Origin of the sequence: Streptococcus sp. 79 (genome assembly GCF_013277425.1) — a bacterium.
Classification (GTDB): Bacteria; Bacillota; Bacilli; order Lactobacillales; family Streptococcaceae; genus Streptococcus; species Streptococcus pseudopneumoniae.
Map to the genome: position 1 here is coordinate 1 of NZ_VMMW01000060.1, position 8,019 is coordinate 8,019.

Here is an 8,019-nt window from a genome sequence, read left to right on the forward strand (position 1 = left end):
AAAATTAAACACGCTATATATGGATAAAAACCTCAATTAAGCCTAGAATTCCGTCTTAGTGCGTCTTCAATATGGGCGAGAATATCGAACTTATGAACAAATTGCGGCTGATTTTGGTATCCACGAAAGCAACTTAACCCATCGGAGTCAATGGGTTGAAGTAACTCTTGTTCAAAGTGGTTTTACGATTTCAAGACCTCCTCTCAGTTCTGAGGACACGGTAATGATTGATGCGACGGAAGTAAAAATCCATCGCCTTAAAAAACAATTAGCGAATTATTCTGGTAAAAAGAAATGCCACGCTATGAAGGCTCAAGCGATTGTCACAAGTCAAGGGAGAATTATTTCTTTGGAGATCACTGTGAACTATTGTCATGATATGAAGTTGTTCAAAATGAGTCGCAGAAATATCGGACAAGCTGGTAAAATCTTGGCTGACAGTGCTTATCAAGGGCTCATGAAGATATATCCTCAAGCACAAACTCCACGTAAATCCAGCAAACTCAAGCCGCTAACAGCTGAAGAGAAAGCCTGTAACCATGCGCTATCTAAGGAGAGAAGCAAGGTTGAGAACATCTTTGCCAAAGTAAAAACGTTTAAAATGTTTTCAACAACCTATCGAAATCATCGTAAACGCTTCGGATTACGAATGAATTTGATTGTTGGTATTATCAATCATGAACTAGGATTCTAGTTTTGCAGGAAGTCTAGTATAAAATACGGACTAATCAAGATAAAAGAATAGTGAATCATAAAAATCGATTTACTAGATACCATAGTATCTTATAGTTGCTAATAAGAAGTTAGTCTAGCAGAATGAACCTCTCATTTCTCCCCTACTAGTCCGTAATTCGTTGATACATTTCTGGTCTTCTATCTCGAAACAAGCCCCAGTTTAGGCGTTCACTTGCTCCCTTGTCTAGGTCATAAGTAGCTAACAGAACAGCTTCTTCTTGTCTTTCAGCTCGTTCTAGAATAGCTCCTGTTTCATCCGTCATAAAGGAGGAACCGTAGAAGTCAAGACTGGAACTCTGTCCGCCATTTTCCTCACTAGGCGTGACCTCTTCCAATCCATAACGATTGGCTGAGATGACTGGAACAATATTTGCTGCTGCGTGTCCTTGCATGGTACGTTGCCAATGACCAAAACTATCCGTATCTAAAATTGGCTCTGAACCAATGGCTGTAGGATAAAAGAGCAATTCAGCCCCATTTAACGCAAGACAGCGGGCTGTTTCAGGGAACCATTGATCCCAACAGATACCGATCCCGATCTTGGCATAGAGAGTATCCCAGACCTTGAAACCTGTGTTGCCAGGTGTGAAATAAAATTTTTCTTGATAATAATGGTCATCTGGTATGTGGGTCTTTCGATAAACACCCAGCACCTCACCATCTGCATCAATGACGGCAATAGAGTTATACAAGACATTACCATCTTTTTCATAGAAACTGATTGGTAAAACGACCTTTAGCTCCTTGGCAATGGTTTTAAAATGCTGAATAGCTGTATTGTCTGTCACCGACTGGGCATGCTGGTAGTAGTCATACTGACGTTCCTGACAGAAATAGGGACGTTCAAACAACTCTGGTAAGAGAATGATTTGAGCGCCTTGTTCTGTAGCCTGACGTACTAAGCGCTCCGCTGTTTGAATATTTGTTGCCACATCCTTGGCGCATTGCATCTGAATGGCTGCAACTCTTACATTTCTCATCTTTTTCTCCTATTCTGGGATTTGTTGGGTGATACAGTGGATATTGCCACCACCTAAGAGAATATCTCTGGCTGGAATTCCGACAACTTTACGGTCTGGGAAACACTCACTGAGAATATCTAAGGCTACTTGGTCGTTTTTATCTTGAAACTGAGGAACTAGGACAGCCTTGTTGGCAATATAAAAGTTTACGTAGGAAGCTGCTAGTCGTTCACCTGCGTATCGCTCTTCTTCTCCTTCTTCATAGATGTAGCCTGGCAAATCCTCTTCGGTTACAACTTGATGAAGAGCTGGAATTGGAAGTTTATGAATAGTGAAGTGACGACCTTTTGCATCTGTTTCTTGCTCTAAGAATTCGTGATCTGCTTTTGACATGGCATACTGGGGATCATTTTCGTCATCTGTCCAAGCCAAAACAAGCTCAGCAGGACCAACAAAGGCAGCAACATTATCGACGTGTTCATTGGTTTCATCCTGATAAATACCATAAGGAAGCCAAATAACTTTTTCAGCACCAAGACTTTCTAATAATGTGTTTTCAATCTCCTCTTTAGTCAAGTTAGGATTGCGACCAGGACTAAGCAAGCAACTTTCAGTTACGAGAATAGTTCCTTGACCATCGCTATGGATTGCGCCTCCTTCCAGTACAAAAGGTTTAGCATCATAGACAGGCCTTTCCAAGGCCTCAGCAAAACGACTGGCTACTTGGTCATCCTCTTCATAATCTTGATAAAGACCATCATAGGTGCCTCCCCAAGCATTGAAGGCCCAATCCACGGCTAATTTCTGGCCTTCATCATTGACAAGAATAGTCGGACCTGTATCACGCGCCCAGGCATCATTGGTGGGAATGTCTAAATAAACAACCTTGTCTCCAAGATAGGATTGGGCTTCAGATAGATAGGCCTGCTCCACCAAAAGATAGACTCTTTCCCCTTCTGCTATGGTCTCGATGATCTGAGTAAATGCTCTTTTAGCAGCCTTTCCTTGAAAAGGCCATGATCCTGGTCGAGTCGGCCATATCATGAGGGTACCATGATGGGGTTCGTACTCTGCTGGCATGTGATAGCCTAATTTTTTTGGACTGTCCATCATGATAATCTCCCTTTAAAGTCTTGATAGCCAAAAGCTTTGAGTAAGCTACAGTCTCCCTGTTCGTCCATGAGATAGAGACTTGGCAATCCAATACCATTAAAGGTATTATTTTTGACAAAAGAATAAATGGCCATGTCTTGAAAATAAAGTCTGTCTCCGATTTGGACTGGATTTTCAAAACTATAATCACCAATCACATCGCCCGTCAGACAGGTATTAGAAGAAAGTCTGTAGGTATGGGCTTTTTCCTGTGCCTCAAAGCCATTTCTCAAAGGTGGACGATAGGGCATCTCAAGTACATCAGGCATATGGCAGGTCGCAGAGGCGTCTAAAACCAAGATTTCCATACCGTTTTCTACAATATCTAATACCTCAGTTGCTAAATAACCCGCATTAAGCGCAATGGCTTCACCAGGCTCGATATAGATTTCAAGATTGTAAGTTTTTCGGATACGCTTGATTTCTGAAATCAGCAAATCCACATCGTAACCTTCTCTTGTAATATGATGACCACCACCCATATTGAGCCATTTTACCTCATGTAAGTAGGGACCAAACTGTTCTTCTACTTCTTTCAAAGTTGTTTGTAAATCATCTGCTCCCTGCTCGCAAAGGGTATGAAAATGAAGACCATCCACCAAATCTAGTAAATCACTCGGAACCTTGTCTAGAGTGACTCCAAAACGAGAACCAGGTGCACAGGGGTCATAGAGCGCGTGATCCCCCTGAGTTGAACATTGGGGATTGATACGGAGACCTATACTGATACCAGCCTCCCGACAACGCGGACCGTGTTTACGCAACTGTCTCTCAGAATTAAAAACGATATGATCTGTTATCTCAAGCAATTCCTCCATGTCCTCATCCTTGAAAGCTGGCGCAAAAACATGAACTTCACCAGGAAATTCTTCCCTTGCCAATTTGGCCTCATAGAGTCCACTAGCTGTCGTACCAGATAGATACTGGCTAATCAAGGGATAGGTTTTGTAGAGGGAATAAGCCTTCTGGGCAAGCAAAACCTTGCAACCAGCTTCTTCTTGAACATAATGTAGGATACGGCAATTGGCTTCTAACTTTGCCAAGTTAATAACATAAGCTGGTGTTGGTACTTGTTCTAACTTCATTAGTCCACCATTTGCGGATTTTCAACCACAATCCAAGGTAAACCATACTCATTCAAAGCTTCCATGAATGGATCTGGATCCAACTCTTCAAGGTTATACACTCCAGCTTGTTTCCAAGTACCGTTCATAACCAATTTTGTCCCAATCATGGCTGGAACTCCTGTCGTGTAAGAAATGGCTTGTGAACCAACTTCTGCGTAACATTCCTGATGGTCGCAAACATTGTAGATGTAGATGGTCTTTTCAACGCCATCTTTTACACCTGTAAAGATACAACCGATATTGGTTTTACCAACCGTGCGTGGACCAAGGCTGGCTGGATCTGGAAGCAAGGCTTTCAAGAATTGGATTGGTACGATTTCTTGTCCATTAAAATTAATAGTATCTGTACGAAGGAGACCAACGTTTTCCAAGCATTTCATGTGCGTCAAGTATGATTGACCAAAAGTCATAAAGAAGCGAATGCGTTTAACTCCTGGAATATTCTTTGCTAATGATTCGATTTCTTCATGGTGAAGGAGATACATATCTTTTTGTCCAACTTGAGGGAAATCATACTCACGCTTGATAGACATAGCTTCGACTTCAACCCATTTTCCATTTTCCCAGTAAGAACCTGGCGCAGAAACCTCGCGTAGATTGATTTCTGGGTTAAAGTTTGTCGCAAATGGATAACCGTGGTCACCACCATTACAGTCTAAAATGTCGATATAGTGGATTTCATCAAAATAATGTTTAAGGGCGTAAGCTGAAAAGACACTAGTCACACCTGGGTCAAAACCAGAACCAAGAAGAGCGGTCAAGCCAGCTTCTTTGAATTTCTCCTGATAAGCCCACTGCCATGAGTAGTCAAAGTAGGCTGTAAAACCAAGTTCCTTACAACGTTTTTCGTAGATAGCACGCCACTCAGGGTCTTCTGTGTCTTCTGCTTCGTAGTTGGCTGTATCGATATAGTGAACACCTGTTGCCAAACAAGCATCCATAATGGTTAAATCTTGATAAGGCAGAGCTACATTCAAAACAGCTTCTGGTTTGTAGCTTTCAATCAGGGCAATCACTTCTTCTACCTTGTCAGCATCAAGAGCAGCTGTCTCAATCTTTGTACTTGTTTTACCTTCTAGCTTCGCTTTCAAGTCATCACATTTTGATTTGGTACGGCTAGCAATCATAATCTCTGTAAAAGTTTCGCTATCTTGACAAATCTTTGAAATAGCAACTTGGGCAACGCCCCCACATCCAATAACTAGTAAACGACTCATTTTTTTCCTTCCTCTTCTTCTAAAATGTCCTCAACATACTTGGGCAACATAAAGGCTCCTACGTGTAAGTTTGCAGTGTAGTATTCTGTGAAAAGCTGGCGTTTTTTCCAGCCTTCCTTGTCAAAATCTTTGACAGGGTGGTATTTTTTCGATGCAAATCCAAACAACCAATAGCCAGCTGGACTGGTTGGGATATGGGCTTGGTAGACCCGACTAATTGGAAAGGCTTGATTAACCTTACGATGCATGCTTCGGCAAGCCGACTCATCCTCATCAAAGAAGGGACTCCCATGCTGGTAAATCATGATGCCATCTTCTTTCAAGGCTCTGTAACTGTTGCCGTAAAATTCCTTGGTAAAGAGCCCTTCCGTATGGCCAAATGGATCTGTCGCATCGTTGATGATAATATCATAGTCATCTTCACAGTTTCGTAAAAAGCGTAGCCCATTTTGATAGTAAATGGTAACACGAGGATCATCTAGCCCTGCGGCAAAATCTGGGAAATACTCACGACAGACCTCAACCAGCATCTCATCTGGTTCCACGATATCGATTTGCTCCAGTTCAGGATAGAGTGTTAATACTTGGGCAACACCTCCATCACCACCCCCAATAACCAATACTTTCTTGGGATTTGGGTGGACAGCCATGGGAACGTGGACGGTCATTTCATTATAGACAAAATCATCAGCATCTGAGAACAAGACGTGCCCATTTAAAATTAAAATCTTTCCAAAAGCTGGCGTATCTAAGACTTCGATATCCTGCCATTCACTTTTTCCAGCGTAGAGTTGTTTGGCTGTTCTAAGGGACAATTTCACATCTGGAGTATGAACTTCAGAAAACCATAAATCCATCTAGTTCTCCTTTCTCTTAATGACGTTGATGTGATTGACCTCAGGATCTTCTGTCCCTTGGAGGGAGCAACCACGTTCCTTGGCAAATTGGATATAGTCTACAATTTCACGTGTAATGCGTTCCCCAGGAGCCAAGATAGGGATTCCTGGAGGATAGCACATGACAAATTCCCCACAGACCTGTCCAACAGACTCATCTAAGGTTAAACTTTTTCTCTCTGAATAGAAGGCTTCTTGTGGAGACAGCACTAGCTCAGGCTGGATATATTCTCCAGCTATCAAGTCCTTCCCATCTCGTGAATAGAGTCTCTTGATATCAGCCAAAGCACCGACCAAGCGCTCGATGTCTTGGATACGGTCACCAATCGAAATATAGGCCAAGATATTGCCAATATCACCAAACTCGATCTGAATGTCGTATTCGTCTCGTAGGAGGTCATAAACCTCGATACCTGTTAAGCCAATACCCTGAGTGTAAACTGACAGCTTGGTCACGTCAAAATCACAAACTGAGACACCATCTACTAATTCTTTTGAGTAAGCGTAGTAGCCACCAATAGCATTGATTTCACGACGAGCGTACTCGGATAGCTCAATGACTTTCTCAAACGACTCTTTGCCTCGAAGGGCCAAGTTGCGACGTGAAATATCTAAACTAGCCATCAACAAGTAAGAGGCGGATGTTGACTGGGTCAGGTTGATGATCTGACGAACGTACTCAGGATTCATCTGCTCTCCGATTAAAAGAAGCGAGCTTTGTGTCAAACTCCCACCAGACTTATGCATGGAGACTGCTGCCATATCAGCACCTGCATCCATAGCAGAAATTGGAAGTTTATCAGTGAAATGCAAATGCGCTCCGTGGGCCTCATCTACCAAAACCATCATACCAGCTTCATGAGCCATTTTTATCAATCCCCTTAGGTCTGAACAGATTCCATAGTAAGTAGGATTGTTAATCAAAATGGCCTTGGCATCTGGATGGTCCTTTATTGCCTGTGCAACTCGGTCATTTTCAAGACCTAAAGCGATACCAATCTTAGGATCTACACTCATCTCGATATAGATGGGAATAGCACCACATAGAACCAGCGCATTGATAGCAGATTTATGGACATTTCGTGGAAGAATAATCTTATCTCCTGCCTTGCAGGTTGCGAGAATCATAGTCTGCACCGATGAGGTTGTTCCCCCAATCATGAGAAAGGCATGGGCTGCTCCAAAAGCATCTGCAGCCAGCTCCTCTGCATCCCGAATAATCGAAATGGGGTGACCAAGATTATCCAAGGGTTTCATCGAATTGACATCAATGCCAACACATTTTTCACCTAACAGTTCGACAAGTTCTGGATTTCCTCGTCCGCGTTTGTGACCTGGTACATCAAAGGGAACAATCCTTTTCTTGCGTAACTTCACCAAGGCCTCATAAATTGGGGCTTGATTTTGATCTAACTCCTTCAAGACATACTCCTTTCAATATTTTTAGGACCTTATGAAAACTAAGGAACTAAAGGTTGACTCATGAAAAAAGAGCAGGTTTTCACCTGCTCTGCAATCTTCTGACGTTTTTATGTTTGTTTCTGTTGAGTATGTCTGTTCCCGATGTTTCCTAACTCTCTAGTAGCAAATATTACGTACTTTATTGATCGTTTCACAAGATGACGTGTGCTTTCACCACACTAAAAATTTATGAATTAGGACAAGTGTCCTAACATCAACTTATAAAAGTAGGCTTTTAACCCTATCAATAATGTGGTTTTTCAACCACGCTTCGGCATTCAACCCTGCCTGTCCGTAGGCATTTTTTACTCGGGTTTATATTTGCTAGAAAACATCATCTCATTTTCTAAGCTTTATTACTATATCATGTTTTTAAAAACTTGTAAAGCGTTTTACGAAAAAAATATAAAAAGTTCGCAAAATAGTTGGATTTTATTTGATTTAATACTCATACTCAATTATTTTCAAA

General features: G+C 41.9%; 6 protein-coding genes and 1 pseudogene. 1 reads left to right on the forward strand and 6 read right to left on the reverse strand.

The features are described 5' to 3' along the window. Window positions 1-694 (forward strand): annotated as a pseudogene (locus tag HT729_RS08705) (IS5 family transposase); the annotation flags it as partial. A gap of 145 nt (window positions 695-839) precedes the next feature. On the opposite strand, the gene aguB reads toward HT729_RS08705, so the two are convergent. From aguB to HT729_RS08735, 6 genes are read right to left on the reverse strand one after another with little or no spacing between them, the layout of a single operon-like run. Beyond that, entirely contained in the window at window positions 840-1,715 is an 876-nt protein-coding gene (aguB, locus tag HT729_RS08710) for an N-carbamoylputrescine amidase (protein ID WP_050208470.1), read from the reverse strand. Between the two features lie 9 nt (window positions 1,716-1,724). Continuing rightward, a complete protein-coding gene (gene aguA, locus HT729_RS08715) occupies window positions 1,725-2,810 on the reverse strand; it encodes an agmatine deiminase (protein WP_172931914.1) in 1,086 nt (361 codons plus the stop codon). Continuing rightward, window positions 2,807-3,934 (reverse strand): carboxynorspermidine decarboxylase, encoded by a 1,128-nt coding sequence (gene nspC, locus HT729_RS08720; RefSeq protein WP_172931915.1) that lies wholly within the window; start codon window positions 3,932-3,934, stop codon window positions 2,807-2,809. Before nspC ends, aguA begins: the two co-directional genes overlap by 4 nt. Then, entirely contained in the window at window positions 3,934-5,193 is a 1,260-nt protein-coding gene (locus HT729_RS08725) for a saccharopine dehydrogenase family protein (protein ID WP_172931916.1), read from the reverse strand. The genes nspC and HT729_RS08725 overlap by 1 nt, the downstream gene beginning before the upstream one ends. After that, complete coding sequence (speE, locus tag HT729_RS08730) at window positions 5,190-6,050, reverse strand: polyamine aminopropyltransferase (RefSeq protein ID WP_000366713.1); 861 nt, start codon at window positions 6,048-6,050, stop codon at window positions 5,190-5,192. The genes HT729_RS08725 and speE overlap by 4 nt, the downstream gene beginning before the upstream one ends. Beyond that, window positions 6,051-7,511 carry an aminotransferase class I/II-fold pyridoxal phosphate-dependent enzyme gene (locus HT729_RS08735; protein WP_050142854.1) on the reverse strand — a complete coding sequence of 487 codons (1,461 nt, stop codon included), beginning with the start codon at window positions 7,509-7,511 and terminating at the stop codon, window positions 6,051-6,053. Window positions 7,512-8,019: the final 508 nt, after the last annotated feature.

Bases quoted from the DNA above. Each gene is read 5' to 3' on its own strand.
- speE (WP_000366713.1), bottom strand. From the start codon at position 6,050: ATGGATTTATGGTTTTCTGAAGTTCATACTCCAGATGTGAAATTGTCC.
- HT729_RS08725 (WP_172931916.1), bottom strand. From the start codon at position 5,193: ATGAGTCGTTTACTAGTTATTGGATGTGGGGGCGTTGCCCAAGTTGCT.
- nspC (WP_172931915.1), bottom strand. From the start codon at position 3,934: ATGAAGTTAGAACAAGTACCAACACCAGCTTATGTTATTAACTTGGCA.
- aguA (WP_172931914.1), bottom strand. From the start codon at position 2,810: ATGATGGACAGTCCAAAAAAATTAGGCTATCACATGCCAGCAGAGTAC.
- aguB (WP_050208470.1), bottom strand. From the start codon at position 1,715: ATGAGAAATGTAAGAGTTGCAGCCATTCAGATGCAATGCGCCAAGGAT.